This window comes from Kitasatospora sp. NBC_01266 (assembly GCF_036242395.1).
In the GTDB taxonomy this organism is placed as follows: domain Bacteria; phylum Actinomycetota; class Actinomycetes; order Streptomycetales; family Streptomycetaceae; genus Kitasatospora.
This window is the reverse complement of sequence record NZ_CP108458.1, coordinates 4,057,694-4,083,723: the sequence shown is the minus strand read 5'-3', so window position 1 is coordinate 4,083,723 and position 26,030 is coordinate 4,057,694. Positions and strand designations below refer to the sequence as shown.

The window sequence follows — 26,030 nt, the reverse complement described above, 5'->3', positions numbered from 1 at the left end:
GAGGCCAGAATGGAGGTTCGGACGCGGCGAGGTGAGCACCATGCCGGCATGGCACCTGCGGGACTATCGCGACGGCGACCTCGACCAGGCGATCCAGATCTGGGACCAGAGCCGCCAGGCCGACGGCGAGGTCCCGGTCTTCCCGGTCTCCGAGGTGATGGCCGCCGCCGGGGCCGACCAGGCGAGCGTGGTCGCGGTGGTCGGCGATGAGGTGATCGGCCTGGTGGTCGCCCAGCCGCGCGGTGATCGCGCCTGGGTGCTGCTGGTGGCACTGGCCTCGCACTGGCGCAATCGCGGAGTCGGCAGCGCCCTGCTCGCGGAGGTCGAGCGGCGCCTGCGCGCGGTCGGCGTACGCCGGATCAGCGTGCTGCTGCCGGAGGGCGCCACCGGGGCGCGGGCCCTGGAGAACTCCGGCTACACGGTCCGGACCGGCCTGGTCTACTACGAGCGGGTCGAACCGCCGGGCGCGGCCGACGCCGACGCGCTCGCGGTGCTGGGCGGCCGGATGCTGCCGGGCGGGCTCTGGGAGGCGATGGCCGGTATGGAGCGGGAGAAGCAGGTCGTCGAGCGCCGCCTGGTCCTTCCGCTGACGGAGCCGGCGCTGGCCGATCGCTACGGCGTCGCCCCGCCCAAGGCGGTGATCCTCTTCGGCCCGCCCGGTACCGGCAAGACCAGCTTCGCCAAGGCGGTGGCGTCCCGGCTGAGTTGGCCGTTCGTGGAGCTCTTCCCGTCCCGGCTGGCGGCCGGCACCGACGGCGGGCTGGCGGTGGCGCTGCGCGACGCGTTCGCGGACCTCGCCGGACTGGACGCGGTCCTGCTCTTCATCGACGAGGTGGAGGAGATCGCCGGGGTGCGGTCCGGCAAGGCGGTCGACCCCGGGCACGGGGTCACCAACGAGCTGCTCAAGATCATCCCGGGTTTCCGCGAGCACGAGGCCCGGCTGCTGGTCTGCGCCACCAACTCGGTCCGCTCGCTGGACCCGGCCTTCCTGCGTCCGGGCCGGTTCGACTACGTCATCCCGATCGGCCCGCCGAACCCGGCGGCCCGCGCGGCCATCTGGGCCCGCTACCTGGGCCCCGCCGCCGAGGCGGTGGACCTGGACCGCCTGGTGCGGGCCAGCGAACTCTTCACGCCGGCCGACATCGAGTTCGCCGCCCGCAAGGGCGCCCAGGCCGCCTTCGAGCGCGAGCTGACCCAGCGCCAGGGCAAGCCCGCGGGCACCGGCGACTACCTGACCGCCATCGCCGACACCCGCCCGACCCTGACCCGGGAGGCGATCGCGGAGTTCACCGACGACATCGAGGCGTACAGCCGGTTCTGAGCGAGTACTTCCCGGTCGGCCCAGGTGCGGACGCTCCCCGGGCCAGGGGCCTGACCCGCACCGCGGATCAGGCCCCTGACCTGGTGCTGAGCCCTCTCGGGCGCCGAGCCCCGCCGATCGCGGCGGAGCCGGACCTCAGCTGAAGTAGCCGAAGACGTCGGCGATCACATTCGTGGTGCTGTTGGTGTACAGGTCGACCTTGCCGTCGGCCCCGACCGGGACGATCACCAGGTTGGGGATCGTCTGACCGCTGACCCAGTTGACGTTGGACGCCGCGGCCGGACGCGTGGTGCCGTCGGCCCAGGCCTCCAGGAAGCCCGCGCTGTTGTTGTCCGTGACGGTGAGGTTCAGTACGACGGACTTGATGCCGCTGGGGACGCCGTCGACCCCCGTGACCTGGAGGGCGAGCGGCTGGCCCGCGGTGAGCGCGCTCCCGCTGAGCCGGGTGTCCAGGATGCGGCCCGGGACGGTGCTGCTGAACTTCGCACCAGCGCTGTCGGCCGTGAAGTAGCCGAAGACATCGGCAACCACGTCGGTCGTGCCGTGGACCTTGATGCTGACGTTGCCGTCGGCCCCGACCGGGACGACCGCCAGACCGGAGATCAGCGCGCCGCTCGAGGACCAGTTGACGTTGGAGACGGTCGGCGGGGCGGTGCCCTCGGGGTAGGCCTCCAGGTAGCCGGCGTCATTGGCGGTGAACGCCGTGGTCAGGTTCAGCACGACCGCCGAGGCGTTGGCCGGAACGCCGTTCTGGCCGTCGACCTTCAGGCTGATGGTGCTGTAGTCGACCGGGCCCTTGCTCGGGACACCCAGCGGGGTGCGGGTGTCCAGGATCCGCGTCGGCGCCTGGCTGGTGAACGTCGCGCCGCTGGTGTCGGCCGTGTAGTAGCCCTGGACGTCGGCGACGACGTCCGTGGTGCTGTTCGTGAAGATGTCCAGCTCGCCGTCGCTGGGGACCGGCAGGGTCACCAGGTTGGAAATGGTCTGTCCCGCCTGGTTCCAGTTGAGGTTCGAGGTCGACGGCATCGCGGTCGTGTCCCCCCAGGCGGTCAGATGCCCGGGACCGGTGGTGTCGGTGACCGTGACGTTGAGGACCACCGAGGTCACGCCCGAGGCGGGGACGCCCCCGGCACCGCTGATCTGCAGCGGCAGGATCCCTCCGGCGGGCACGGCGCCCTTGGCCACTGTCCCGGTGCCGTCGCGGGTGTCGAGCAGCCGGGCGGGCGGGATCGGATGGAACGTCGAGGCGACCCCGGCCGGCTTCGGGGTGGTGGGCTGCTGCTGGACGTCGATCAGGCCGTTGGGCGTGAGCGCGTCGGCCATGGTGGAGAGCACCAGGTAATGGCCGACCGTCGACTGGTAGTCGGTGCCCGGGTTGCTGTCGTAGAACAGCTCCTTGCCGTCCGTGCTCCACTTGGGATACGTGTGGTTGGTCGCGCCGCTGGTCACCTGGACCGCGCTGCCGGAGCCGTCGGCGGGCTGGGTGAAGAGCTGGGCGAACCCGTTGACGGTCCGGCTGAACGCGATGGTCGAACCGTCGGGCGAGACGTCCGGCTGCTTGCCGTTGGAGATCAGCAGCCCGGCGGTGTGGTTGCCGTGGTCGGTCCAGATGTCCGAGGAACCGGCGGTGTCGTGCTCGAACACCACGGTCCCGGTCTTCGCGGAGACGCTGGGAGCCGTGTCGGAGCCGCCGGTGGAGGTCGGGAACCAGGGCTGCAGGTCGCCCGAACCCTCGTGCTGGTTAATGTCCCAGGTCGACGGGGAGTACTTCAGCTGGACCTGCGCGTCCGCCGCACCGGTATAGGAGCCGACGATGACGTCCGCTCCATCCGCGGTGTAGGCCGGGAAGCCGTCCACGCCGCCGTCGGCAAGCACTGCACCGGTCAGATTGGGAAGGTAGGTGGCCACCCCGCCCTCCCCGCTCTGGACCGCGATCCTCGTGCCGTCAGGGGACCACGTCGGAGCCCTCCCCTGGTCCGTGCCCCCTCCAGGGCTGACGGCCAGGACCAGCCGGGAGCCGTCCGGGTTTTCGGTGGCCGTCGTGGCGCCCCCGTTGGGGTAGATCCGGGTCCCCACCAGCAGCCCGGGCGTACCCGGCAGCGCGGCCTGCGCCATCGGGGTGCCGAAGGGTGAGAGCGCGATCGCGAGCGACAAGGCCGCCGCAATCGGAACAATTTGCCGCAATGGTATGCGATGCATCTCAACTCGCCTGTGTCGAAGCCGTGTTGGCTACGTGATCCTAAACGAGGGCAATCGGTGAAGATCCTCTGGGGGTGCCGGCTGTTCAACCCGCCCGGCCGCCTGACGCGGGTCCGGGAGGCCGCCCTCGATGCCCTGCTGAGGGCGTGTCAGTAGCAGGCGCTCGGGAGCGGGCTCCTTGGTCCGCTCCCCGGCTCGCTCCCCAGCGGCTCCCAACGGGTCGGGAAACCAGTCAGGGCCGGTGTCCCTTGCGGGATACCGGCCCTGAGCTGGTGTTACCGGGTCGGGGCGGCTGCCGTACTCCTCGGACTCGTCTGCCGAGTCCCCTGACCGCTGGGGTGGCTTCCCAGGAGCTCGCGCCGCCGGGGGGCAGGCGATGCATGCCGCATCAGCTGTGCCGGCGTCATCCCGCCAGCGCCATCGCGTGCGGCAACGGCGCGAGCCGTGGGTACTGGTCGCGTTACGGACGAATGATCCGGGAGAGCGGCCTTCTCGCGGACATGACGTCCTTGTGGTGCGAGCGGCCGGCGCCGTGTTCCGCGCATGCCTCTTGCTGGAGGATGGCGGCGATCTCGTCGACGTCGTCGTTGACGTCGAAGAACCCCTGGATGTCCGGTGCCGCCGCGCCGTTGACGCCGATGAAGAAGGTGTAGAGGTGGCCGTCGTCCGCCTGCAGGTAGCCCGCGTACGTCTGCGCGTTGATGGCGAACTGCTGGTTGAGCTGGTCGAAGCCGATGATGGTGCCGGGCTTGGCGAAGACCTTGCCCTTGGCCGGGCAGTCGGTGGTGCAGAAGAGAGCGCCCGTGCCGGACACCCCGAGGATCGGCAGTGAGGTGCGGAACGCGTCCGCGTCAGGGGTGCGCAGCCAGTACGCGAGCAGCTGGTTGAGCCCGGTGGGCGTGACGCGGTCGACGGGCACATCGCCGCGTCCGTCCGCCATCTGGAACTGAGTCGGGTCGACGTTCGCCGTCTGGGTGAGGAAGTCGTGGATGACCGGGAAGCCGTCGAAGCAGTCCGTGCTGCCGCGGTTCACGGCCATGTTGCACAGCGCCAGGTTGGCGCCGAGGTTGTGGCTGACGTTCAGGATCAGCTTGGCGTACTCGCGGTACGGCGGTGAGACGAAGGCGGCCACCTGCGGATCGCCGGTGTACGAGGCGGGCAGCGTGCCGTCCGGGTTGGGCCCGGTCGGCGGGGCGGTGACGGTGACCCCCGCGCGGCCCAGGGCCTCGATCAGGGCCGTGCGCCCGAATGCGTTGGGGTCCTGGATCTGGGAGACCTTCAAGGTGGGTTGGGCGTCGGCGGCGATCGTGCCGGAGAGCGTGATCCTCGTGCCGTCAGGGGACGCGGTGACCTGGATGTCGGTGGTGCCACCGGCCGCCACCGTCTGGACGTTGGAGGTGACCTGGTACGGCGCGACCTGCGGGCGCCAGCTCAGCTGGGCGGGCTGTCCGGGGGAGGCCGGGGTGGTCAGCAGGTCGATGACGTTGTCGTTGATGATGAGGGGTGTCGGCTGGGGGTTGAGCGACGGGGGCGTGAACAGCCGCGGGTCGATGACGACATCGCCGTCGACCGCGGTGATGCCCGAGTCGCGGACCTGGTGGGCGATCCCGTCCAGGCCGGCGAGCGGGTCCTCCGGCGTGAGGGTCGCGCCCGGGACGTCGTCGGCATAGGTGTGGTCGATGGGGGTGAAGTCGACCGACCCGTCCGGCTTGGTCCGGCCGCCCATGGTGAGGTCGCCCTGGGCGACGAGCGCCAGGTTCCCGGTGAGGGTCGACCCGTTGAGTTGGCCGATCGCGTGCACCGGCGTGGTGAAGCGGTGGTCCGGGCCGAGGGCGTGCCAGGCACTGGAGATGGTGATCAGCTTGATGGTCGAACCCGGCATGAAGAACTGGTCGGGGCTCATGGAGTGGACGACCCGCCCGCTCTCGGGGTCGATCTCCAGCAGGCCCCACTGCGCGTGCTTGTACGCGGGCTTGTTCATGATCGCCGTGATGTCGGGCCCGAGGTCGCTGTGCGGGTTCTCCGCAGGTGCGGCGGCAGCTGTCCCGGCCACGACCGCGAGCGTGACGCCGAGGGTGGCCCAGGCCCGAAGCCGATCACGGATCCTTGATCTCATTCGCCCAGCCGTTTCTGGAGTCGGAAGCCCCGCTTTCAGGGCACTCACGGCGCATGGTAGGTACGCGGACTCCGGGACCGGGGCTGCTGCGCGGCGTGCTGACGGCGTGGGATGTGAAAGTCATTCGATCGGTCGAAGGCGGGCACGCATAGGAGTCGGGGCCGGACAGTAGACGGCCCGTCGGGAAGGGCCCTACCGGATCCCTCCGGCAGGGCCCTTCCTGCTGTACGGGCGACGCTGTGCCGACGCCTCGCCTTGAAGCTGGCGCATCCCCTCCGGCGCCCCATCGGGCGGGGTCAGGCCGCGCTCGCCTCCACCCCTGCACGGCTTCGGGTCTCCTGCCGCACGACACGCCGGCGGCGGGACGGGACGCCTACGGTCGGGTTGGCGACGCCCCAGGCCGCGCCCTTGCAGATCAGCTCTTTGTAGAGGGCGGCCACGCGGCCCGTGAGGGCGCGGTTGACCGCTCGGTCGTCGGCGGTGACGAACTGGATCAGGCCCTCCTTGCGGCCGAGCGAGATGCACTGCTGGAAGTAGCGGATGGCGACGCTGGGGACCTTGGTGTCGGTGAGGCGGGCGGCGATGGCGTCGGCGGCCTGCCAGGCCATGGGAACGCCCGAGGCGCAGGACATACGGAGGGGCTTTCCGCCCGGGCCGATCGCCATCGCCGCGTCGCCCACGGCGTACACGTCCGGGTGCGAGACCGAGCGCATCGTGGAGTCGACCACGATCTGCCCGCGGTCGGTGCGCTCCAGGGCGGTGGCACGGGCGATCGGGTGGACGGCGAAGCCGGTGGTCCAGACGGTGACCTCGGCGGGGATGGTCGTGCCGTCGGCCGCCGTCACGCCGTCCGCCGCCACGGCGGTGACCGCCGTGTGTTCGTGGACCTTGATGGCGAGCTTGTCCACCACCTTCCGCAGGTGGGCGCGACCCTTCTCGGAGAGCCAGTCACCGAGCGCGCCGCGAGCCGCCAGGGCGACATCGAGGTCCGGGCGCGCCTCGGCGATCTCGGTCGCGGCCTCCAGGCCGGTCAGTCCGCCGCCGACCACGACCACGGTCCGGCCGGCGTCCAGGGCGGCCAGGCGCTCGCGCAGGCGGAGGGCTCCGGGGCGGCTGGAGACCTCGTGGGCGTGTTCGGCGGTGCCGGGTACGCCCTCGTGGTTCCAGTCGCTGCCGAGGGCGTAGACCAGCGTGTCGTACTCGAGTTCCCCCGCCGCGGGGCCGTCCACGGCGGTGACCGCCACCGTCTTGCGGTCCACGTCCACGGCGGTGACCTTCGCGAGCCTCAGTTCCACGCCCGCGCCCGCGAACATCTCGCTGAACGGCCGGGGCGCGAGGTCCTGGCCGGCCGCGAGCTGGTGCAGCCGGACCCGCTCGACGAAGTCGGGCTCGGGGTTGACGAGGGTGATGGTGACGTCCTCGCGGTGCAGCCGCTTGGCGAGGCGGCCGGCGGCGATGGCTCCGGTGTAGCCGGCTCCGAGGACGACGATGCGGTGCTGCATTGTGCCTGCTCCTGTCTGCGCGGGTCCGCCGTGGTCGTGCGCGGTTTCGCCCCTTGAACCGTGCAGCCCGGCGTTTCCTGACAGGATCGGGATGTGAGGCACGTCACAGCTCGCCTCGTATCGGATCAGAGCGTGTGGAGCGGGGAGTCCCCCTGGTCCGTGGCGGCCCACTGCGCGGTCGCGCGGACGAGCTTGTCGGGGTTGACCTGGCTGCGGACCGCGGCGATGCCCTCCGCGGTGACCTCCAGGCACGTGATCCCGACGACCCGGCCGTCCACGACCGCCACGATGGCGGGCCCGCCGTTGGCGGTCGTGGCGTGGATCTCGGCCGCGCCGCCGACAAGGGCCCGCTTGGCCTCGCTGGGCTTGAACAGGCCGCGCAGGAACTTGGCGACCGCGAGCGCCCCCTCGAATCCCTTCGCGCGGGCCGGGACCTTCCCACCGCCGTCGCCGACCGAGACGGCATCCTGGGTGAGCAGACGTACCAGGGGCTCGGTACGGCCGCTGGTCGCCGCGGCCAGGAATTCCTCGACGATCCTGCGGGCGGTGGCCTCGTCGATCTCGGTGCGCGCCCTGCCGTCCACGACGTGCTTCTTGGCCCGGTGGTAGATCTGCTGGCTGGCGGCCTCGGTGAGGTCCAGGATCCCGGCGATCTCCCGGTGCGGGTAGTCGAAGGCCTCACGCAGCACGTACACCGCCCGCTCGTTGGGCGACAGGCGCTCCAGCAGGACGAGGACGGCGTACGACACCGACTCGCGCTGCTCCACGGTGTCGGCCGGGCCGAGCATCGGGTCGCCGGCGAGCAGCGGCTCGGGGAGCCACCTCCCCACGTATGTCTCACGCCGGGCGCGTGCCGAAGTGAGCTGATTGAGGCAGAAGTTGGTGAGGACCTTCGTCAGCCAGGCCTCGGGCACCTCGATCCGCCCGACGTCGGTCGCCTGCCAACGCAGGAACGTCTCCTGGACGGCGTCCTCCGCCTCACCCGCCGAGCCGAGCAGCCGGTAGGCAATGGCCTCCAGCCGGGGCCTGGCGGCCTCGAACCGGTCCACGTCGCTCATGCTCAGGGCCATGCTCGCGGATCCTACTCGCCCCGGCGGCGGAACGGCAGGCGGGACAGCGCTCGGTAGGAGGCGTCCTCGGGGGCTCGTCGGCGAATGCCGCCCAGGTCGGCCGTGGCGTTGCCCGACTCCGTTGACGGCGCGTCAGCAGAGCCGCCGAGACCGTTCCCGGCGCAATTTCTCCCAGCAGGCCCTGACCCGGGAGGCAGTGGGAGTGGTGCAACTGATGGTGGGTGCGGTGTGGCGACAGTAGGGAGGAATTGGCTTTGTTCGGCGTGCGCGTCTCCCGTACGCTGACCCAGCTTTCTGCCCGTTCATCACATGAATACGACTGGGGGGGTTGGTGTTTCATCACCGGCTCGTCGTCACCGCTGCCGCAGCCGCGGTCGGTATCGCACTCGTACCAGGTCTCGCGTCCGCGACCGACTCGCCGCCGGCCGGCGCCGAGTCGCACCTGGTGAACACCGCACCACTGACCGGGTCCGGGGCTCTCAAGACGTTCACCAGTCCCGCCGACAAGTCGCTCCGCGTGCAGCGGCCGGCGCCCGGCACGCGCAAGGCCGCAGCGAGCAAGAGCGCGAGCGTGAGCGCGGGCCCGAGGACGATCTACGCCTCCACGGCCAACGGCGGCTGCTCGAGCGACCCCGGGACGGGCGCGCAGGATTCCCCCTTCTGCCTGGTGCAGGACGCGGTCAACGTGGCGCAGCCGGGCGACACCATCGACGTCCAGGGTTCGATCGGCTACTTCTCCCAGGAGTCGGTGACTGTCAAGACGTCGGGCATCACCATCGTCGGCCTCGGCGACCAGGCGTGGATCACCGCGACCAACGCCAGTGGCGGCAAGCCCGCGATCGTGCTGGACCACGTCAGCAATGTGACGATCAGCAACCTGATGCTGACCTCGTACGGGGCGCCCGCGGTCCAGGTGATCGGGTCCTCGAACGTCAGCCTGGACTCCAGCTACCTGACCGCCGACAACGCGTCGGGCAGCCTCACCATCGACGGGGCCTCCAGCGGCATCTCGGTGAGCCGTACGTACGTCGACACGCGCTACAACCAGAGCGGTTCCAACGTCACGGCGGTCTCGGTCGCGTCCGGCGCGAGCCGGATCAGTCTCGCCAGTGACATCCTGGCCGCCGGGGGGATCTCGGCCGCTGGGGTGACTGGCCTGAACGCCGTGGGCAACACCATCCAGCGCGGGTGCAAGTCGGCGATCGACGTCGAGGGTGCGTCGTCCGGGGTCTCCCTGGAGAACAACGTGCTGGAGGACGCCGATCCGACCACGGATGCCCTGCTGGGCGGCTACCAGTCCCAGTGCCTCGCCAACAACCTGGGCTGGGCGCCGGACATCACCGTGTCCAGCGACTCCGCCGCCGGCACGGTGTCCGACTACAACGACTTCTCCGTCTTCGGCAGCGACGCGACCGCGCCCTACAGCTGGGCCGGCACGACCTACCCGAGCCTGGACGCTTCCAAGGCCGCCGGCCCGCTGGGCACGCACGACGCCGTCGAGACCAAGGAGGCGGCCCCGGTCGCGCTGCGGCCGAACGAGTCGACCGATGTGGACGCCCGCCCGCAGCCGGGCTCCGCCGCGATCGGCTCGGCGAACCCGAACGCTCCCGGCGCGCTGGCTTCGGACTTCTACGCGGCGAGCCCGTACCACGACCGGGGCGCGATCGCGTACGCCCCCGACCTGACCCTCGCGCTGCAGGCGACGGACACCAGCGCCTACGGGGTGACGCTCACCGCGACCGTCACATCCGTCAGCGGCGCGCGATCCCTGCACGTCGACTGGGGTGACGGTACGAGCAGCGACGTGAACTTCGCCCCAGGCCCCGCCACCGCCCCGCACACCTACCCGAAGCTCGGTCAGTTCCCCATCACCGCCACGGCCACCGACACCGCCGGCTACGCGGTGAGCAACTCGGGCACGATCGCCACCGCGGGCTCGGACTACACGCCGTACGGGCCGACCCGGCTGCTCGACACCCGCAACAGCAGCAACCTGCCGAACGTCGCGGGCTACTCGACGACCAAGCTGCAGATCGCCGGCAACGTTGCGATCCCGGCCGGTGTGACGGCCGTCGTGCTCAACGTCACGGCCACCGACACCACCAGCGCCGGCCACGTCACCGTCTACGGCGACGGCGACCCGGTGCCGGGCACGTCGAACCTCAACTACGCGACCGGCCAGACGGTTCCGAACATGGTGGTCGCGGAGGTCGGCGTCGACGGCTCCATCGACCTGTACAACGCCGGCGACGCGCTGAACCTGATCGTCGACATCGACGGCTACTTCACCCAGTCCCCGTCCAGCGGCTACACCCCCGTGGTGCCCAACCGCCTGGTCGACACCCGCGACGGCAGCGGGCAGCCGCGGGTGGGCGGCGGCCAGTCGCTGCCCGTGCAGATCGCCGGGTCGGCCGGCGGCCAACTGCCCGGCTCGGGCATCACCGCCGTCGCCCTCAACGTCACGGTCACCGGGCCCGCCGGGCCCGGGCACCTGACCGTCTACCCGGACGGCCAGGCGGCGCCGAACGCGTCCAACGTGAACTACAGCGGCGGCCAGACCATCGCCAACTCGGTGGTCGTGCCGGTGGGCGCCGACGGCAGGATCCAGATCCTCAACAGCTCCTGGGGAGCGGCCGACCTGATCGTCGACGTCGTCGGCTACTACAGCGCGGCCGGCAAGAGCGCCTACCTGCCGCTGGCTCCGGAGCGTCTGCTCGACACCCGTGACCCGGCGAGCTGGAGCGGCGGCCCGCTGCCCGGCTGGAACTACATCTACATGCCGCTGGCCCACAACCACCCCGACTTCACCGGGTTCGTGCTCAACAGCACCGCGACCGACACGGCGACCGACGGACACCTCAGCATCGGGCTCGACCCGAACACCCTTCAGCAGTACCAGAGTGGATCGGAGGCCCCGCTCTCGCCGCCGTCCGTGTCCACGCTGAACTGGCGCGCGGGTCAGACGGTCCCGAACATGGTCCAGACGGGCCGCGGCCCCGACGGTCTGATCGACTTCTGGAACGCCAGCGGCGGGAACATCAACCTGGTGGTCGACATCTTCGGCCTCTACCAGAACGACTGAGTCCTCCGCAGTACCCGCCGACCGAGCGCCCCGCAGCAGCCGACCAGGCCGCTGCGGGGCGCTCACGCGTACACGACGGTGCCCAGCACCTCTGTGCGCCGCCGGCTGCCGCACTCCGAGGTCAGGACCGACACCTGGGAGTCGATGCTCCCGCTGCCCGAGATCGGCCGCGCCGCGCTGCTACCGCGTCAGAAGCGCGGCGCGGCCGACAAGCCGGCCGCCGGCGAGCTGCGGACCGACTCCGACCTCGTCTTCACCACGCGGTACGGGACGCCGGTCGAGCCGCGCAACTGGCGCAGCATGTTCCTCACTGGTGGAGGACGGCCTCGGACCCGCCGGGAGCGATCTTCCTGACCGACTCCGCGCCTCCGCTACTTCGGAAGCTCCCGATCGGGATGACGCTGGTCCTCGCCCCTTGGCTTGTATGGCGTATCGCGTCCCACCGGACGACGGAAGGTGCCTATCGCCGTTATCGGGTGATCCGATATACGCCGTCACGGCTGTGGGCCTGTGCAACGACGTGCGGGCGGCCGACCTGGCGGGCCGGCCGGTGAAGCTGTACCTGCTGCACCAGCAGTGCGGGAGAGTTGAGCGTGCCCTTCGCCGTCCGATGCGATCTGTCGGGCCCATCGTGGGTCCTTCGCGGCTGTCCCGAACACACGGGCCCAAGGTCGCGGCTGCTCCGCACTCCGTCCGAGAGCACCTGGATGCCGACCCCGACAAGGCCCTGAAGCTCCTTGCGGAGATGACGACCGAGATCACCGAGCGGTACGCCCAGGGGCGCACAGCGGCGCTGCTGCCGGAGTCCCTGTGGGCGGACGAGTGGTTGACGGACCAGGAGCCTGCTCCGTCGTGGTGGCGCCGCTCTATCCGGATGGCAGTGGCGATCCTGTGGTCCGCCTCCCTCATCGGGTTTTCCGGCTGGCTCATTTCCTCTGGGCCGTTCGCGGTACCCGCAGGAACGGCGGCGACCGTTCTTCCCTTCGTGCTGCTGTACGGAGCAGACCTCTCCCTCGGGCCAGTCGCTACCGTGCTGTCGATGCTGCGGGGTAGGTCCTGACCTGTTCGCCGCTGGCGGGAGCACCCAGTCCTCTTCTCGATCGGACGGGGCGCTGTGGCGGTGCGAAGGGCTCCGACCTTGCTTCTGGCGAGGCGGTCCCCGCCGGGATCAAGAGCACGCTTGGACGTGTGAGCACGGTCACGGGGAGTGTGGTGCGGGCCTGCGTCGACGCTGATCTTCTCGGGCCGGTCGGTCTTTCGGTGGCGGCCCACGTCCGCATCGACTTCTGGCAGGTCGGTAGCGGTTGCTGTACTTGCCTGCTGGCAGGAACGCCAGAGGGCCAGTCAGATTACTCTGACTGGCCCTCTGGGCTGGGTCGGGGTGGCGGGATTTGAACCCACGGCCTCTTCGTCCCGAACGAAGCGCGCTACCAAGCTGCGCCACACCCCGGTCCTGCTCTCGTTGCTTCCGTCTCCGGCGCAACGAGTAGAACTCTATCCCATGCAGGTCAGGAGACGAAATCCGGTTATCGGGAGCGGGGCGTCAGGGTCAGCAGGGTGGCCTCGGGCGGGCAGGCGAAGCGGACGGGGGTGTAGCGGTTGGTGCCGCAGCCGGCGGAGACGTGCAGGTGGGCCTGCTTGCCGCCGGCCCGGTGGGTGGAGAGGCCCTTGACCCGCTTGGCGTCCAGGTCGCAGTTGGTGACCAGGGCGCCGTAGAAGGGGACGCAGAGCTGGCCGCCGTGGGTGTGGCCGGCCAGGATCAGCGGGTAGCCGTCGGCGGTGAAGGCGTCCAGGCTGCGCAGGTAGGGCGCGTGGACCACGCCGATCGACAGGTCGGCGTCGGCGGACGGGCCGCCGGCCACCGTGGCGTAGCGGTCGCGGCGGATGTGCGGGTCGTCCACGCCGGTGAACTCGATGTCGAGGCCGGACAGGGTGAGGCGACCGCGCGCGTTGGTCAGGTCCAGCCAGCCGGCCGCGTCGAAGCCGTCGCGCAGCTTCTCCCAGGGGTTGTGGATCGCCCCGCTGATGCCCGCCCGCCCGGTGCCGTCGGCGTTGTTGAGGCCGTGGTTCCCGCTGGCCAGCGCCTTGAGGTAGCGGGTCGGGCTCTTGCGGGCGGGGCCGTAGTAGTCGTTCGACCCGAAGACGTATGCCCCGGGGAACTCCATCAGCGGCCCGAGCGCGTCCAGCGTGGCGGGCACGCCGAGCGGGTCGGAGAGGTTGTCGCCGGTGTTCACCACCAGGTCGGGCCGCAGTCCGGCCAGGCTCCGCAGCCAGCGCTGCTTCTTCCGCTGCCCGGTCACCATGTGGATGTCCGACACGTGCAGCACCCGCAGCGGCTTGGCCCCCTGGGGCAGCACCGGGACGTCGACCCGGCGCAGCCGGAACGAGCGGACCTCGTAGCCGGCGGAGTAGGCGAGCCCGGCGGCTCCGGTGGCAAGGGCAGCGAGTGGGACGGAGTACAGCTTTCGCATCGGTCCATGGTCGCAGACCCGGCCTGCCGGGGAGAACCGGGCCTTCCCTCGGTTGTCTGACATCCCGTCGGCCGCACGGGTACTGCGTTCGTTCCGACCCGTCCGCGCCCGGTCGGCGACCCGGCGATCCCGCCGAGATGCGGCCAAGGCGCCGTCAGGCCCGTGGCGGTACCACTGGTTCCTCCCGGTTCCTCGCCCGATATTCACGCGCACGGCGGCGGCTCAGGTGTGAGGATTGGCCCATGACAACGCTCAAGGAGCGGCTTCGGGACGACCTGACGGCCGCGATCAAGGCCCGGGACGAGCTGCGCTCGTCCACGCTTCGGCTGACCCTCACCGCTGTGAACCGCGCCGAGGTGGCCGGCAAGGAGAAGCGCGAGCTCTCCGACGCCGAGGTGGTCCAGGTGGTGCAGGGCGAGGCGAAGAAGCGCCGGGATGCGGCGACCGCCTTCGCGGACGCGGGGCGGCCCGAGGCGGCCGAGCGTGAGCAGGCCGAGGGCACCGTGCTGGCCGAGTACCTGCCCAAGCAGCTCAGCGACGAGGAGCTGGCCGCGATCGTCGCCGAGGCGGTGGCCGAGAGCGGCGCGAGCGGGCCGCAGGCGATGGGTGCGGTGATGAAGGTGGTCCGGCCGAAGGTGGCGGGCCTGGCCGAGGGCGGCCGGGTGTCCGCAGCAGTCAAGGCCGCACTGGCGAACCGCTAGGCATCCGCCTGCCGCCTACCGCCTGCCGTACGAGCAAAGGGCTCGGGGCCCCTGGACGGATCCAGGGGCCCCGAGCCCTCTTCGCGTGCGGCTCGGCCTCAGTGCCGCACGGGCCGGCCCGGCTTGGCGCCACCGGCGCCGCCGATCATCCCCGGCGGCAGGGTGAAGCCGCCGCCGACGGTGCCGCCCTGAGGCGGTCCGGGCACCGCGGTGATCGGCGGCACCGGGTTGGTGGTGACCAGGCCGGCGTTGGTGGCGGGCGGATTGGCGGGCGGGTTGGCCGGCGGGTTGGCGGGCGGGTTGTTCGGGGCGCCCGCGGGCGGGCTCGGGTTGTTCGGGTTGGGGTTCGGGCTCGCCGGTGGGCTGTCCGAGGAGGCCGTCGCGGAGGGCGCGTTCGGGACCAGGTTGAACTGGCTCACCGCAGTGCCCGCGACCGCCCGGCTCATCGCCTGCTGCCAGATCGGCCCGGGGCCGGTGGCGCCGTAGACGCCGTCGGAGAAGTGGTGGCCGCCGATGACGATGTTGCCGTCCATCGGGACGCTGGTCTCCGGGCCGCCGAGCCAGACCACGCCGACCAGGTCGGGGGTGTAGCCGTCGAACCAGGCGGCGTACCGGTGGTCCGTGGTGCCGGTCTTGCCGGCGATCGGACGGTTGTCGTCCAGGTTCAGCGCGGCACCGGTGCCCGACTTCTCGGTCACGCCCTTGAGCAGCGTGTTGATGCTGTCCGCGGTGTTCTGCTGCATCACCTGCTGGCAGTTGCCCTGCGGGACCGCCAGCTGCTTGCCGTCGATGCCGGTGACCGACTTGATCGCGAGCGGGTCGCAGTGGACGCCGCGCGAGGCGAAGGTGGCGTAGACGCCGGCCATGTCGAGCGGGCTCATCAGCTGGGTGCCCAGGGTCATCGACGGGACCTGCTGCAGCGCGGCGCCGCTGGCCTGGGTCTTGATCCCCAGCTTGTTGGCCATCTGGGTGACCGCGCAGAGTCCGATGCTCTGCTCCAGCGAGACGAAGTAGGTGTTGATGGAGCGGGCCATCGCCTCCGGCATCATGAACGGCCCGGCCTCGGTGGGGCTGTCATTGCTGACGGTCGCGGGCTTGCTGGTGCTGTTCTTCCAGGTCTGGCCGCAGGTGGACATGTCCGGGTAGGGCATCTGCGGCGGTGACGGGAAGCTGGTGTTCAACTGGGCGGAGCCGCTGTCCAGGGCCGCCGCCGCCACGATCGCCTTGAAGGTCGAGCCGGGCTGGAAGCCGTTGCCGCCGCCCATCGCCGCGTCGACGTTGAGGTTGACCACGGTCTGGTGCTGGCCGGCGTCCAGGCCGTAGGGCCGGGTCTGGGCCATCGCGAGGATCTCCCCGGTGCCCGGTTTGACCATGGTCATGGCCGCCGCGACCGAGTCGGTCACCTTGACCTGGGAGGTGACGGCGTTGTTGGCCGCGGCCTGCTTGTCCGGGTCGATGGTGGTGTAGATCTTCAGGCCGCCCTGGCTCCAGAGCTTGCCGCGTGCCGCCGTGGAGGCGCCGAAGGCCGGGTCGTTCTCCACCACCCGCTGGACGTAGTCGCAGAAGAAGGCCATGCCGTTGCCGGCCGTGATGCAGCCGTTCTGCGGCGCCTGGTAGCTCAGTTCGAGTCCGCTGGCCTTCGCGGCCTGGGCCTGCTGCGCCGTGATGTGCTTGTACTGCAGCATCTTGTCGATCACGGTGTCGCGCCGGGTCTGCGCGGCCTTCGGGTGAGCCAGCGGGTCGTACGCCGACGGGTTCTGCACCATGCCGGCCAGCAGTGCGGCCTGGGCGACGTCGAGGTCCTTGTCCGACTTGCCGAAGTAGCGCTGGGCGGCCGCCTCGATGCCGTACGCCTGGTGGTTGAAGAAGGTGATGTTGAGGTAGTTGGTGAGGATCTGCTCCTTGGTCAGATCCTTCTCCAACTGGATGGCGTACTTCAGTTCCTTGACCTTGCGGCCGAGGCTCTTCTCGGTCGCCGCCTTGAAGGCGCTCTGGTCGTCGCCCGCCTCCTCGACGAAGACGTTCTTCACGTACTGCTGGGTCAGTGTCGAGGCACCTTCGGCGGAGTCCCCGGAGGAGGCGTTCTTGCCGATCGCGCGCAGCACGCCCTTGGGGTCGATCGCACCGTGCTGGAAGAACCGCGCGTCCTCGATGTCGACCTGGGCATTGCGGCTCAGCGGCGACATCTGATCCTGGGTCAGTATCGTCCGGTCCCGGGCGTAGACCTTGGCGATCTGGTTTCCCTTGGAGTCGTAGATGTACGAGGCCTGGGACAGGGTCGGGGTCTTGAAGTCGTCCGGGATGTTGTCGAAGCCCTGGACGCCGTCCTTGGCGCCGAGTCCGATCGTGCCCACGGCGGGCAACGCGAGGCCCGCGAGTACGAGGCCGGAGAGAACACTGACGCCCAGAAACTTGATCCCGTGTCCGGTCAACTCCAGAGGAGAGGTGCTCCGTCGGCGGGGGCGCTGGGGTGCTGAGGAGCGCTTTGGTGCCATAAGAAGACTCTACGTTGCCAAAATCGGGGCGCAGGGGCAGGCGTTCGCCTACGCTTGTCGCAGGCCTGCGACAGCTCCGCTCCGTAGGCTGCAAACACTCCTGTGAGTGTTGAGAGTTGCCCGATTTGACGGGTTATGAGGTAGCTGGTTCGGCCGCTGATCGACCTTCGTGGCGCGAGCCCCTGGGGGCGCTGTGGCGCTCCGTGACGAAAGTGGCGGCAAAGCGGACGATCGGGACGAGGGCAAGCCTCGCGACCTGCGATCACTCCAACGAGTGATCTGACCGGCACCCATAGTCCGATCGGGTCATTCGAGATTGGACCCGAAGGGGCTGTTGCGCTCCGCCAATCTTCCGTAACGTCCTCAACTGGCAACGGTGAATATGCCGTTACCGCCGTGGGGGGAGCCTCGATTCGGGAGAGGACGGCGCCGGGATGGGCTGGGTAGATGACTGGAGCGCGCAGGCTGCCTGCCGCACGAGCGATCCGGACGAACTGTTCGTCCAGGGGGCGGCACAGAACCGGGCGAAAGCCGTGTGCAGCGGGTGTCCGGTGCGCACCGAGTGCCTGGCGGACGCGCTGGACAACAGGGTGGAATTCGGTGTCTGGGGCGGGATGACCGAGCGGGAGCGCAGGGCACTGCTGCGCCGCCGTCCGACGGTGATCTCCTGGCGCCGCTTGTTGGAGACGGCACGCACGGAGTACGAGGAGTCGCTCGCCACCGGCGTGATCCTCTCGGACTACGCGCAGGCCGGCTGACCGGGCGGCCCCGGCGCAACGGGGTCGCCCACGCTGCTCAGACCACGCTGCTCACTGGTCCGGTCCGCCGGCCAGTTGACGCCCGATCAGGCGCAGCCCCTCCAGGTCGTGCACATCCCCGGCCAACGCCGGCACCTCGACCAGGGGCACATCGGGATAGACCGAGACGAACCGGTCCTTGGTCCGCCGCTCCCGGCTCATCACCTCGACCCGCTCGGCGTGCAGCCGCAGCAGTCCGGCTGCCAGTGCCTCGGCCGCGCCCTGGTGCGGTTCGTGCTCGCCACCGCTGCCGCCGCCGTTACCAGCGCCGTTCTCCGCGCCGTTCTCCTCCAGCGCCTGGGCCGCCGCCTGCGCCCGCTCCGCCGTGAGCTGCGGCGCGCCGGTGCCGTGCACCCGGTTGAGTACCAGCCCGGCCAGCGGCATCTGATCGGCGGCCAGCCGGTCCACGAAGTACGCGGCCTCGCGCAGCGCGTCCCGCTCCGGCGCGGCGACCACCAGGAAGGCCGTGCCCGGGGCCTTGAGCAACTGGTAGGTGCCCTCCGCGCGCTCCCGGAAGCCACCGAACATCGAGTCCATCGCTGCCACGAAGGTCTGCAGATCGGTCAGCAGCTGGGCGCCGAAGATCTTCCCGAGGGTGCCGGTGAGTAGCCCCATCCCGACGTTGAGGAACTTCATCGCGCTGCGTCCACCGACCTTGGCCGGAGTCATCAGCACCCGGATGATCTTCCCGTCCAGGAAGGAGCCGAGCCGGCCCGGTGCGTCCAGGAAGTCCAGTGCCGAGCGCGAGGGCGGTGTGTCGACCACGATCAGGTCCCACTCCCCGGTGGCCTGCAGCTGGCCGAGCTTCTCCATCGCCATGTACTCCTGGGTGCCCGCGAAACCGGCCGAGAGCGACTGGTAGAAGGGGTTCTCCAGGATCGCCCGGGCCCGCTCGGGGTCGGCGTGGGCCAGCACGACCTCGTCGAAGGTCCGCTTCATGTCGAGCATCATGGCGTGCAGTTCACCCGGGCCGTTCGCGCCCTTCACCGGGCGGGGGGTGTTGTCCAGCTCGGTCAGGCCCATCGACTGGGCCAGCCGGCGGGCCGGGTCGATGGTCAGCACCACGGTTCGCCGGCCGCGTTCGGCGGACCGTAGGCCGATCGCGGCGGCGGTGGTGGTCTTGCCGACCCCGCCGGAGCCGCAGCAGACGATGATCCGGGTGCCCGGGTCGTCGATCAGCCGGTCGATGTCGAGCCCGTTGCCGCCGTTCACGTCGTCGCTCCCGCCGCCCTTGCCGTCGCTGATGCCGCTCCCGCCGCTGCGCGCGCCGCTCCCGCCGCCCGCGCTCACGCCGCCCCCTGCCGTTTCAGCTCGCCGGCCAGCCGGTACAGCCCGCCGAGGTCCACGCCCCCGCTGAGCAGCGGCAGCTCGTAGGTCGGCAGCTCCAGGGTGCCCAGGTCGGCCCGCTGCTCGTGTTCGAGCGCCACTCGCTCGGCGTGCTCGCGGGCCTGCGCCAGCAGCGGGTCGAGCAGCGGCTCCACCGCTGCCCGCCGGGTGGCCGCACTTCGCGAGCGCCCGCCGAGTCCGGCCTCCACCAGCGCCAGCGCCACTTCCTCCCGGTGGTCGCCGTGCGCCGCCGCCACCGCCGCCGCGTCCAGCACCGGCGGGCGCACCATGTTCACCAGCACCCCGCCCACCGGCAGCCCGGCCGCGCGCAGTTCGGTGAAGCCGTCCACGGTCTCCTGCACCGGCATCTCCTCCAGCAGGGTGACCAGGTGCACGGCGGTCTGCGGGGACTTCAGCACGCCCATCACCGCCTGGGCCTGACTGTGTATCGGGCCGAATCTGGCCAGCCCCGCGACCTCGGAGTTGACGTTCAGGAACCGGGTCAGCCGACCGGTGGGCGGCGCGTCCATCACCACCGCGTCGTACACCAGGCGCCCGTCGGCCCCCTTGCGCCGGGCCGCCTCGCAGGCCTTGCCGGTGAGCAGCACATCGCGGACCCCGGGGGCGACGGTGGTGGCGAAGTCGACGAAGCCGACCTTCTGCAGCGCCTTCCCGGCCCGGCCGAGCTTGTAGAACATGTCCAGGTACTCGAGCAGCGCCTGCTCGGTGTCGATCGCCAGGGCGAACACCTCGCCGGTGCCGCGCCCCGGCAGGCCGAGCTTGGCGGGGGAGACGGTGGCGATCTTCCGCTCCTCGTAGGGCAGTGCGCTGCTGCCGAACAGCTCGGCGATCCCCTGCCGGCCCTCCACCTCGATCAGCAGCGTGCGCCGCCCCTCGGCGGCCAGCGCCAGCGCGAGCGCCGCCGCCACGGTGGTCTTGCCGGTGCCGCCCTTTCCGCTGACCACGTGCAGGCGCACGCCCTCCCAGTCGGAACCGCCGGATGCCGCTCCGGGCTCCTCGGCGTCCGTCGGCGCCGCGGTCGCACCGGGCTGCTGGATCCTTGGCACGCTCCGTCTCCCTCCACTGGGCCCTCCTCGCGAGCGTAACCAGCGCTCGCGCCCGATGCCGGGAGCATTCGGCTGCCGGGCACCCTCGCGGCCCGCATTGTGTCCCACCTCACATCGGGCTGCGGTGCGCGCGGACGGTCTAGAGTCAGCCCCATGACCAAGTGGGAATACGTAACGGTGCCGCTGCTCGTGCACGCGACCAAGCAGATCCTGGACACCTGGGGCGAGGACGGCTGGGAGCTCGTCCAGGTGGTGCCCGGGCCGAACAACCCCGAGCAGCTGGTGGCCTACCTCAAGCGGGAGAAGAACTGATGGGCAAGGTCGAGAGCCGCCTGGCCGAGCTGGGCCTGACCCTCCCCGAGGTGGCGGCCCCGGTCGCCGCGTACGTCCCGGCGGTCCGCTCCGGCGACCACGTGCTGACCTCCGGCCAGCTGCCGATGGTGCAGGGCAAGCTGCGGTACACCGGCAAGGTCGGCGCCGAGGTCACCGCCGAGCAGGCCAAGGAGCTCGCGCAGATCTGCGCGCTCAACGCGCTGGCCGCCGTGAAGTCGGTGATCGGCGACCTGGACCTGATCGAGCAGGTGGTCAAGGTGGTCGGCTTCGTCGCCTCGGCCCCCGACTTCACCGGTCAGCCCGGCGTGGTGAACGGCGCCAGCGAGCTGCTCGGCCAGGCGCTCGGTGCCGCGGGCGTGCACGCGCGCAGCGCGGTGGGCGTCGCGGTGCTCCCGCTGGACGCGCCGGTCGAGGTGGAGATCCAGGTCCGGGTCCGCGCCTGACCCACCTGCCGCTGATCGGTGGACCACTGATCAGCGGGCTCTTCTCAGCGCCATGTCCGGGTGCATAGCATCCGGACATGGCAGCGAACCTCCCCGGCCCGCCCACGGCCGCTCTTCCCATGCCGCCCGGCTGGCCCGCCCGGATCCGGGCGCTGGCGGCCGGCCGGCTGACCCCGGTGGTCCCCAAGCGGGCCGCGACCGTGGTGCTGCTGCGCGACGTCGCGGACGCCGCCGGCCCGCAGGCCTACCTGCTGCGCCGTCGCGGATCGATGGCCTTCGCGGCCGGCATGTACGCCTATCCGGGTGGCGGGGTCGATCCGCGCGACGCCGAGCAGGAAATCGGCTGGGCCGGTCCCAGCCCCGAGGAGTGGGCCGCCCGGCTCGGGGTGGACCGGGCGACGGCGCAGGCGGTGGTCTGCGCCGCGGTCCGGGAGACCTTCGAGGAGGCCGGCGTCCTGCTGGCCGGCCCGGACGCGCACACCATGGCCCCCGAGCGTGACTGGAGCGCCGAGCGGGCCGCGCTGGAGGCGCACCAGCTCTCCTTCGCCGAATTCTGCCGTGAGCACGCCCTGGTGCTGCGCAGTGACCTGCTGGCCGGCTGGGCCCGCTGGATCACGCCGGCCTTCGAGGAGCGGCGCTATGACACCTGGTTCTTCGTCGCCGCGCTGCCGCCCGGGCAGCGGGCCGCGCGCGAGGTCGGCGAGGCGGACCGGGTGGCCTGGCTGACGCCGGCCGAGGCCGCCCGGGGTTATGCCGAGGGGCGGTACGGGATGCTCCCGCCGACCATCTCGGTGCTGCGCGAGCTGCTGCCGGCCCGCACCGCGCGCGAGGCGCTGGAGCTGGCCGGGCGGCGCACCCTGACACCGGTGCTCGGCCAGGCCGAGCTGGCGGGTGATCGAATGACCATTCGCTGGCCTGGGTATGAAGAGCTGACGATCGACGGACGCTATCCCGAGGAAGGACCCCCAACCGATGACCCACAATGATGTGGCTCGCGTGCTCGCCCCCCGTACCCTGGCGGCCCGTCCGCTGTCCCGCCGGTTGGCCTGCGAGTGCCCGCAGCTGCCGGCCGGCGTGGCCGTCCGCGCGCTGACCCGCGAGCTGACGGTGCGCGGGCTGTCCCGGCCCACCCCCTCCTGAGGACTTCTCCGTGACCGGTCCGCTGCCTGGTGACCCCGCCGCTACCGTCGGCGGGGTCGCCACCGCGCGCGCGTTCTGCGTGCTCGCGCCCAACCCGTCCCCGATGACCCTGGACGGCACCAACACCTGGCTGCTCGCCGAGCCGGACTCCGAGCTCGCCGTGGTGGTCGACCCGGGGCCGCTGGACGAGGGACACCTGCGCGCGGTGCTGGCCGCCGCCGAGCAGCGGGGCAAGCGGGTCGCCCTCACCCTGCTCACCCACGGCCATCACGACCACGCCGAAGGGGCCGCCCGGTTCGCCGAGCTGACCGGTACTCAGGTCCGCGCCCTGGACCCGGCGCTGCGCCTGGGCGACGAGGGCCTGCACGGCGGGCAGGTGATCGAGGTCGGCGGCCTTGAGCTGCGGGTGGTCGCCACCCCGGGCCACACGGCGGACTCGCTCACCTTCCACCTCCCGGCGGACGGCGCGATCCTGACCGGCGACACGGTGCTGGGGCGCGGCACCACGATGGTCGCCCACCCGGACGGGGCGCTCGGCGACTACCTGGACTCGCTGCGCCGGCTGCGCGCGCTCGCGGCGCAGCACGGCGTGGGCACCGTGCTGCCGGGGCACGGTCCGGTGCTGGCCGACGCGCTCGGCACGGTGGAGTACTACCTGGCGCACCGGGCGGCCCGGCTGGCCCAGGTGGAGACGGCGGTGGAGGCCGGCTGCCGGACGGTTGAGCAGGTGGTGGCCCGGGTGTACGCCGATGTGGATCGGGCGCTCTGGCCGGCCGCCGAACTCTCGGTCCGGGCCCAGCTGCGATACCTGGAGGACCACGGGCTCATCTGACGAGCCCGTGGTCCTCCGGGAAGCTGCGGCAGCCGCTCAGCGGCAGCGGCTCAGCGGGAGCGGCGGGAGAGCCGCTCGACGTCCAGCAGCACCACCGCGCGGGCCTCCAGCTTGAGCCAGCCGCGCCCGGCGAAGTCGGCCAGCGCCTTGTTCACGGTCTCCCGCGAGGCGCCGACCAGCTGGGCCAGCTCCTCCTGGGTCAGGTCGTGGGCGACGTGGATGCCCTCGTCGGACTGCACGCCGAAGCGGCGGGAGAGGTCCAGCAGCGCCTTGGCCACCCGGCCCGGTACGTCCGAGAAGACCAGGTCGCTCATCACGTCGTTGGTCCGCCGCAGCCGGCGGGCGATGGCGCGCAGCAGCGCGATCGAGACCTCGGGGCGGGCGTGCAGCCAGGGCTGCAGGTCGCCGTGGCCCAGCCCCAGCAGCTTGACCTCGGTCAGCGCGCTGGCGGTGGCCGTGCGCGGACCCGGGTCGAAGAGTGAGAGTTCGCCGATCATCTCGCTCGGCCCGAGCACCGCGAGCATGTTCTCGCGGCCGTCCGGCGATGCGCGGTGCAGCTTGACCTTGCCCTCGGCGACCACGTAGAGCCGGTCGCCCGGGTCGCCCTCGTGGAACAGCGACTCGCCACGGGCGAGGGTCACCTCGGTCATGGAAGCGCGCAGCTCGCCGGCCTGTTCGTCGTCGAGCGCCGCGAAGAGCGCGGCGCGCCGCAGAACGTCGTCCACGTGCTTCCTCCTGTTCGCCGTCCGAGGTGGGCCCCCGGGTGGCTCGCGTACTGGTTGTTCCGCCATGTCTGTCGGTGGTCCCGGCGGTCTCCGGCGATCTTCGATCGATCCCCGTTGATCTCCGGCGATGGAGGAACAGTGCTCTTCATCACCAAGCATGGCGCATGTCGCTCCGATCATATGAGGAGGGGGTGCGCTCTGGAGCCCGATACACGGCCATCCGTACGCATCGGCTACTCATCGGTCACCTCTCCCGGCCGCCCCACGCCCGGGTGGCCGGGAGCTGCTTCGGCGGCCCTACCCCATGCTGCTGATCTTCTCCGGCTCGATGACGAAGATCACGCGCACCTGGTCGCGACCGCCGTACCAGGGGTACGCCGTGCCCAGGTAGCGCTGGGCGAGCTGCTCGATGTGGTCGACCGCACCGTCGGTGGTGACCTCGCGGACCCGGCCGCGCACCTGGAAGTAGCGAGAGGGGTTGTCCGGGTGCGAGATGGCGACGGCCACCCGCGGATCGCGGGCGACGTTCCGGGTCTTCAGATGGCTCTGGACGCTGTTGATCAGCACGTGCTCACCGTCGGTGTCGACCCAGGTCTGGGTCACCTGTGGTGAGCCGTCGGCCATCGAGGTGGCCAGGTAGCAGGTGCTCGCCGAACGCAGCAGCGTCAGCAGTTCCTCGGGCAGGGTCACAGGGGTCTCCCGATCGGGTCGAAGGCTGCGCGGGCCGACCGGCTCGGCAGGGTTGTGGCGCAGCCTACGGGCCGGGCCGAACGGACCTGCGGCGGCGCCCGGATGGGCGGACCCGGACCGGTCAGCAGTTGCGGACTCCGCCACATACGGCTACGCGTCCGGCGTAGCCTGCGTGCATGGCAGAGAGCAAGGTCCGGCAGGCGGCGTCCGGGGTGCGGACGGTCGCGAAGCCGAAGAAGCCGGAGTCGCAGCTGGCGATGGTCCGCCGAGCCCGGAAGATCAACCGCGAGTTGGCGGAGCTGTACCCGTACGCGCATCCGGAGCTGGACTTCGAGTCGCCGTTCCAACTGCTGGTGGCCACCGTGTTGTCGGCGCAGACGACCGACCTGCGGGTGAACCAGACGACCCCGGCGCTGTTCGCGAAGTACCCGACCCCGGCCGACCTGGCGGCGGCGGTGCCGGACGAGCTGGAGGAGATCATCCGGCCGACCGGCTTCTTCCGGAACAAGGCGAAGGCGCTGATCGGGCTGTCGATCGCGCTGCGGGACAACTTCGGCGGCGAGGTGCCGAGAACCCTGGAGGAGATGGTCACGCTGCCCGGGGTGGGGCGCAAGACCGGCAACGTGGTGCTGGGCAACGCCTACGGCGTGCCGGGGATCACCGTGGACACCCACTTCGGGCGGCTCGCCCGGCGCTTCGGGTGGACCACCGAGGAGGACCCGGTGGCGGTCGAGGCGGCCGTCGCGGCGATCTTCCCGAAGTCGGAGTGGACCATGCTCTCGCACCGCGTGGTCTTCCACGGCCGGCGGATCTGCCACGCCCGCAAGCCCGCCTGCGGCGCCTGCCCGATCGCGCCGCTCTGCCCCTCCTACGGTGTCGGCGAGGTGGACCCGGAGAAGGCGGCCGCGCTGCTGAAGTACGAGCTGGGCGGCCGACCGGGCCAGCGCCTGCGCCCGCCGGCCGACTACCCGGGCGCGCCCGCGCAGCCCGCGACGGGTGACGGCGTCCAGGGCGCGAACGAGGTGACCGAGTGACGAGCAGCGCGCCGACCGCGATCGTCCGCGACGGCCTGCCCGACTGGCTGCTGCCGGTCCGGGCGGCGGCCGAGACGGTCCGCCCCGAGCAGCTCAGCCGCTTCCTGCCGCCCGCCGAGGGCGGCCGGCGCTCCGCCGTCCTGCTGCTCTTCGGCGAGGGGGCGGGCGGCCCGGACCTGCTGCTGACCGAGCGCTCCAAAGCACTGCGCTCGCACGCCGGTCAGATCTCCTTCCCCGGCGGGTCGCTGGACGCGGTGGACGGTGACCCGCACGGCTCGGGACCGGTGGCCGCCGCGTTGCGCGAGGCCGAGGAGGAGACCGGTCTCGACCCGGGCGGGGTGCAGGTCTTCGCCACGCTGCCCGCGCTCTACATCCCGGTCAGCGACTTCGTGGTGACCCCGGTACTGGGGTGGTGGCGTGAGGAGAGCCCGGTGGCGCCGGTGGACCCGGGGGAGACCGGCGCGGTCTTCCGGGTCCCGCTCGCCGAGCTCGCCGACCCGGCGAACCGGGGTCGCTACCGGCACCCGTCGGGGTTCAGCGGGCCGGCCTTCGCGGTCGCCGGTCATGTGGTGTGGGGCTTCACGGCCGGGGTGATCGACCGGGTACTGCACCACAGCGGGCTCGAGCTGCCCTGGGACGGCTCCCGCCTGATCGCCATGCCGTGAGGCGGCCGGACCTCGCGCAGC

General features: G+C 71.3%; 23 protein-coding genes and 1 tRNA gene. 13 read left to right on the top strand and 11 right to left on the bottom strand.

Annotated features, from left to right (window positions below):
* Positions 1 to 40 precede the first annotated feature (40 nt).
* A complete protein-coding gene (locus tag OG403_RS17665) occupies positions 41 to 1,321 on the top strand; it encodes an ATP-binding protein (RefSeq protein WP_329565476.1) in 1,281 nt (426 codons plus the stop codon).
* Positions 1,322 to 1,456: 135 nt separating this feature from the next.
* Here OG403_RS17665 and OG403_RS17660 read toward each other — a convergent pair whose 3' ends face one another.
* The 4 genes from OG403_RS17660 to sigJ form a co-directional block, all read right to left on the bottom strand.
* On the bottom strand, positions 1,457 to 3,475 hold the full coding sequence (locus tag OG403_RS17660) for a TolB family protein (protein WP_329565474.1): 2,019 nt from the start codon (positions 3,473 to 3,475) through the stop codon (positions 1,457 to 1,459).
* Positions 3,476 to 3,980: 505 nt separating this feature from the next.
* Complete coding sequence (dacB, locus tag OG403_RS17655; RefSeq protein ID WP_329565472.1) at positions 3,981 to 5,573, bottom strand: D-alanyl-D-alanine carboxypeptidase/D-alanyl-D-alanine endopeptidase; 1,593 nt, start codon at positions 5,571 to 5,573, stop codon at positions 3,981 to 3,983.
* 359 nt (positions 5,574 to 5,932) lie between these two features.
* Positions 5,933 to 7,138 (bottom strand): NAD(P)/FAD-dependent oxidoreductase, encoded by a 1,206-nt coding sequence (locus OG403_RS17650; protein WP_329565470.1) that lies wholly within the window; start codon positions 7,136 to 7,138, stop codon positions 5,933 to 5,935.
* 125 nt (positions 7,139 to 7,263) lie between these two features.
* Complete coding sequence (gene sigJ, locus OG403_RS17645; protein WP_329565468.1) at positions 7,264 to 8,208, bottom strand: RNA polymerase sigma factor SigJ; 945 nt, start codon at positions 8,206 to 8,208, stop codon at positions 7,264 to 7,266.
* A 445-nt stretch (positions 8,209 to 8,653) separates the two neighbouring features.
* Here sigJ and OG403_RS17640 point away from each other — a divergent pair, with 445 nt between their 5' ends.
* The 3 genes from OG403_RS17640 to OG403_RS17630 all read left to right on the top strand — a co-directional run bounded on the left by OG403_RS17640 (position 8,654) and on the right by OG403_RS17630 (position 12,350).
* Positions 8,654 to 11,290 carry a right-handed parallel beta-helix repeat-containing protein gene (locus OG403_RS17640; protein WP_329565466.1) on the top strand — a complete coding sequence of 879 codons (2,637 nt, stop codon included), beginning with the start codon at positions 8,654 to 8,656 and terminating at the stop codon, positions 11,288 to 11,290.
* Positions 11,291 to 11,368: 78 nt separating this feature from the next.
* Complete coding sequence (locus tag OG403_RS17635; RefSeq protein WP_329565463.1) at positions 11,369 to 11,644, top strand: hypothetical protein; 276 nt, start codon at positions 11,369 to 11,371, stop codon at positions 11,642 to 11,644.
* A gap of 391 nt (positions 11,645 to 12,035) precedes the next feature.
* Positions 12,036 to 12,350 (top strand): hypothetical protein, encoded by a 315-nt coding sequence (locus OG403_RS17630; RefSeq protein ID WP_329565461.1) that lies wholly within the window; start codon positions 12,036 to 12,038, stop codon positions 12,348 to 12,350.
* Positions 12,351 to 12,666: 316 nt separating this feature from the next.
* Here the strand turns inward: OG403_RS17630 and OG403_RS17625 are convergent.
* Positions 12,667 to 12,740: transfer RNA gene (locus OG403_RS17625), tRNA-Pro, on the bottom strand.
* A 76-nt stretch (positions 12,741 to 12,816) separates the two neighbouring features.
* Complete coding sequence (locus tag OG403_RS17620) at positions 12,817 to 13,761, bottom strand: metallophosphoesterase (protein WP_329565459.1); 945 nt, start codon at positions 13,759 to 13,761, stop codon at positions 12,817 to 12,819.
* A gap of 242 nt (positions 13,762 to 14,003) precedes the next feature.
* Here OG403_RS17620 and OG403_RS17615 point away from each other — a divergent pair, with 242 nt between their 5' ends.
* Positions 14,004 to 14,462 (top strand): GatB/YqeY domain-containing protein, encoded by a 459-nt coding sequence (locus tag OG403_RS17615; protein ID WP_329565457.1) that lies wholly within the window; start codon positions 14,004 to 14,006, stop codon positions 14,460 to 14,462.
* A 98-nt stretch (positions 14,463 to 14,560) separates the two neighbouring features.
* Here OG403_RS17615 and OG403_RS17610 read toward each other — a convergent pair whose 3' ends face one another.
* Positions 14,561 to 16,816 carry a transglycosylase domain-containing protein gene (locus OG403_RS17610; protein WP_329565454.1) on the bottom strand — a complete coding sequence of 752 codons (2,256 nt, stop codon included), beginning with the start codon at positions 16,814 to 16,816 and terminating at the stop codon, positions 14,561 to 14,563.
* 575 nt (positions 16,817 to 17,391) lie between these two features.
* Between OG403_RS17610 and OG403_RS17605 the strand changes: the two genes are divergently transcribed.
* The gene (locus tag OG403_RS17605; protein ID WP_145905440.1) at positions 17,392 to 17,715 is read left to right on the top strand and encodes a WhiB family transcriptional regulator; all 324 of its coding nucleotides are present in this window, start codon (positions 17,392 to 17,394) and stop codon (positions 17,713 to 17,715) included.
* A gap of 51 nt (positions 17,716 to 17,766) precedes the next feature.
* Here the strand turns inward: OG403_RS17605 and OG403_RS17600 are convergent, their stop codons facing one another.
* Complete coding sequence (locus tag OG403_RS17600; RefSeq protein WP_329572347.1) at positions 17,767 to 18,999, bottom strand: ArsA family ATPase; 1,233 nt, start codon at positions 18,997 to 18,999, stop codon at positions 17,767 to 17,769.
* A 41-nt stretch (positions 19,000 to 19,040) separates the two neighbouring features.
* A complete protein-coding gene (locus tag OG403_RS17595) occupies positions 19,041 to 20,057 on the bottom strand; it encodes an ArsA-related P-loop ATPase (protein WP_329572345.1) in 1,017 nt (338 codons plus the stop codon).
* Positions 20,058 to 20,300: 243 nt separating this feature from the next.
* On the opposite strand from OG403_RS17595, the gene OG403_RS17590 reads away from it, so the two are divergent.
* From OG403_RS17590 to OG403_RS17570, 5 genes are all read left to right on the top strand, one after another.
* Complete coding sequence (locus OG403_RS17590; RefSeq protein ID WP_100889483.1) at positions 20,301 to 20,459, top strand: DUF4177 domain-containing protein; 159 nt, start codon at positions 20,301 to 20,303, stop codon at positions 20,457 to 20,459.
* Positions 20,459 to 20,923, top strand: coding sequence for a RidA family protein (locus OG403_RS17585; RefSeq protein WP_329565448.1), 465 nt, complete (start codon positions 20,459 to 20,461; stop codon positions 20,921 to 20,923). The genes OG403_RS17590 and OG403_RS17585 overlap by 1 nt, the downstream gene beginning before the upstream one ends.
* Before the next feature lie 77 nt (positions 20,924 to 21,000).
* On the top strand, positions 21,001 to 21,909 hold the full coding sequence (locus OG403_RS17580; RefSeq protein WP_329565446.1) for an NUDIX hydrolase: 909 nt from the start codon (positions 21,001 to 21,003) through the stop codon (positions 21,907 to 21,909).
* Positions 21,896 to 22,063, top strand: coding sequence for a hypothetical protein (locus OG403_RS17575; RefSeq protein ID WP_329565444.1), 168 nt, complete (start codon positions 21,896 to 21,898; stop codon positions 22,061 to 22,063). Before OG403_RS17580 ends, OG403_RS17575 begins: the two co-directional genes overlap by 14 nt.
* A gap of 10 nt (positions 22,064 to 22,073) precedes the next feature.
* Entirely contained in the window at positions 22,074 to 22,895 is an 822-nt protein-coding gene (locus OG403_RS17570; protein ID WP_329565443.1) for an MBL fold metallo-hydrolase, read from the top strand.
* A 50-nt stretch (positions 22,896 to 22,945) separates the two neighbouring features.
* Here the strand turns inward: OG403_RS17570 and OG403_RS17565 are convergent, their stop codons facing one another.
* A complete protein-coding gene (locus tag OG403_RS17565; RefSeq protein WP_030060009.1) occupies positions 22,946 to 23,620 on the bottom strand; it encodes a Crp/Fnr family transcriptional regulator in 675 nt (224 codons plus the stop codon).
* 297 nt (positions 23,621 to 23,917) lie between these two features.
* A complete protein-coding gene (locus OG403_RS17560) occupies positions 23,918 to 24,310 on the bottom strand; it encodes a PPOX class F420-dependent oxidoreductase (protein ID WP_329565440.1) in 393 nt (130 codons plus the stop codon).
* A gap of 176 nt (positions 24,311 to 24,486) precedes the next feature.
* Here OG403_RS17560 and nth point away from each other — a divergent pair, with 176 nt between their 5' ends.
* Both nth and OG403_RS17550 read left to right on the top strand, forming a co-directional pair.
* Positions 24,487 to 25,344, top strand: a complete 858-nt coding sequence (nth, locus tag OG403_RS17555) for an endonuclease III (RefSeq protein WP_329565438.1) — start codon at positions 24,487 to 24,489, stop codon at positions 25,342 to 25,344.
* Positions 25,341 to 26,009, top strand: a complete 669-nt coding sequence (locus OG403_RS17550) for an NUDIX hydrolase (protein WP_329565437.1) — start codon at positions 25,341 to 25,343, stop codon at positions 26,007 to 26,009. Before nth ends, OG403_RS17550 begins: the two co-directional genes overlap by 4 nt.
* The last annotated feature ends 21 nt before the right edge of the window (positions 26,010 to 26,030 follow it).